The following is a 2,307-nucleotide window of genomic DNA, read 5'->3' as shown; positions in this document are numbered from 1 at the left end:
CGCGCACCGGCCGAACGCGGCGTGGCACGACTGAAGTCCTGGCGCACCTTCCCCAGATCCCGGTGCAACCCGCATCGAATGACGTCAATCGCCGCGGCCGTCCTCATCCTGGAGCGGCAACGCTGAAAGAACTCAGTAATGTGCGTCACGGGATGTCTTGTCCTCAGCCACTCGACGGGCGACGTAGCTCTTCGTGGCGGGTTCCAGCCGCATCCGGATTAGCGTGATGGTGTGCAGGGCCTGGTTGAGCTGCAGTCACCGCTGCGGTTGATCCGGTGGCGGTTGGTCAGTCCCGAGGACGCGAGGATCGGCGAGACGCCGGCGAAGGAGGCGAAGGTCGCCTCGGATCAGAACCGGCCCGGGTGGGGCCAGCTGACCAGGACCTGAGCCGCAATGATGGGACCGACACGGAGCAGGTCAAGAAGTTCTGGCGCGAGGATCTTGCCTTCGTCACCTCAGTCGACCTGCGCCTGAGCACCGGGGACGACCTCGAAACGGCGATGTATGCCGGCCAGTTCCTTCGGGGTGATGCCGAGTTCCTCGGCCACTCTCGGCCGTGCTTCTTGCACGTAGAGTTTGATCCGCTGGTAGCTGCTCGTGAACCCGTAGTCCTTGACCAGCGGTTCTGGATGACGGTGGCCTTCATCAAGGTCTCGGACCGCAGCATCCCGTCGATCAGCGGCGCGACCTCATCAACCGATCCGGCCTCTGCGCTGCCCGTTCGATGTCCGGCGCGGGGGGCAGCATGCCTCTTGGCTGAGAGATATCTGCGGACCGTCTTGCGGTCCAGTCCCGTTTCCCTGGCGATCTCGCGCAGGCTCATCGCACCGGACTCATACAGCGAGCGAAACCGCCTCAACTCCAGCCAGCGATGCGGATCCAGGACCACCGTCAGCCGCCTCCCTGCCACCTCGAACCGACAGCAGCAGACTCACGGCTTCCACCTCATCACCGCACGGAAACGGTGCACATTCCTCCGTACGTGGCGCACGATCACGGCCCTGGCAAGACTTCCGTGATGCTGGGAGTGCCACCGTGCGCCGACACCCGCCCGGGCGCGCGGTCGGGCAGCAGGTTGATGACCGCACTCGGGAACCATCCACTGCACCATCTGGGATCAGGTCACCCGCACTGTCGGCCAGCTGGCCACGGTCTGAGCACCCAGCCGGAACCCCGGCCCGTCCTGCCGCGACACACCGTCAGGCATCCAATCACCAACAATGTGACAGCGCTCCTCGTGTGCGCCCCAGTGCCTGCGGCGAGATTGAGCGTCATTTACTCAATCCCTGTTCAGCGATCCAGGGAATGATTAAATGATTTTATTCTGCTGGATTCCTGCCGGGATGAGATGGAGTTCAGAGCGATTCAATGACGGCCTGCTCGCGTGCTGGACGGTTTCAATGAAAGAGTGATTCGCTGTATGTAGAGGTCACCTGGCTGCGTCCTCTAAGCGAAATTTGGCGTCAGTGCAATCTGCTCTCCAGATGATTGATCCCCAGTTCGTTCCTGTCCTCCGCGTGACAAGTCTTCCATTTTTTTCACTTCCTGGTTTAGCTCTCCCGAAAAAACCAAACTTCATTGCCAGCAGCTTTGAATCGTCACACTGCCTACGTGCTCGGTGGCTTCGTCCCTCCCCTTTCCGGAAATCCTGAAGGGAGCAGTACGCCGAAATGTCATCTCTGACTACGAAGCATTGGAGTTAATTCATGCTCGACTTCCCTTTGGAGCCGGATCGGACCGCGATGACGGAGATGGGCCTACTTGTCCTCGATAGAGTCGTCGACCGTACAGAGAAACTCTCTTCGTGCGCAACAAATAGCCATGCTGACCCAACAGCGGTATCCGATCTTGTGCACAAGTTTCTCTCCCTGCCCCCAGAGCACCCGGGGGACCTGAAGGCGCTACTGGATCACATGGATCGTGCCGTTGATTGCGCCCTGGAGACCGCTGGTGCCAGCCACATGGCCTACGTTCCCGGGGGAGGTCTCTACACATCGGCGCTCGCCGAGTTTTACACTCGCGCTGTCAATCGATACGGCAGCCTGGCTTTCGCCGCACCGGTACTTACGGCGATGGAAGAAAGTGTACTCCGCTGGATCGCACTGGATGTCTGTGGCTTGCCGAAAGGCAGTGGCGGGCTGCTGACCACTGGTGGATCCATGGCCACTTTCTCGGCCGTGGTTGTCGCACGGCACGAGCACCTCGGCGAAGACCTAGTGTCCTGCGCCAGAGATCCGTCGGCAGAGGCGGGCGAGGGAGTCGAGGATCTCTTCGGCTGTCTTGGTCCAGATGAACGGCTTGGGGTCG

The 2,307-nt window shown here is 60.9% G+C and carries 2 protein-coding genes and 1 pseudogene; 2 read left to right on the top strand and 1 reads right to left on the bottom strand.

What is annotated here, in order from left to right; all coding sequences use genetic code 11:
- A pseudogene (locus tag ACGFYN_RS48035) lies at positions 1-126 on the top strand (IS5/IS1182 family transposase); the annotation flags it as partial.
- A 92-nt stretch (positions 127-218) separates the two neighbouring features.
- Here the strand turns inward: ACGFYN_RS48035 and ACGFYN_RS48030 are convergent.
- Entirely contained in the window at positions 219-308 is a 90-nt protein-coding gene (locus ACGFYN_RS48030) for a hypothetical protein (protein WP_393872265.1), read from the bottom strand.
- A 1,398-nt stretch (positions 309-1,706) separates the two neighbouring features.
- Here ACGFYN_RS48030 and ACGFYN_RS48025 point away from each other — a divergent pair.
- Positions 1,707-2,307, top strand: a 601-nt coding sequence (locus ACGFYN_RS48025; RefSeq protein WP_393872264.1) for a pyridoxal-dependent decarboxylase, incomplete at its 3' end; no start/stop codon positions are given.

Source organism: Streptomyces sp. NPDC048419 (assembly GCF_043200415.1).
In the GTDB taxonomy this organism is placed as follows: Bacteria; Actinomycetota; Actinomycetes; order Streptomycetales; family Streptomycetaceae; genus Streptomyces.
The sequence above is the reverse complement of the archived record's forward strand: the minus strand, read 5'-3'. Positions and strand labels throughout refer to the sequence as shown.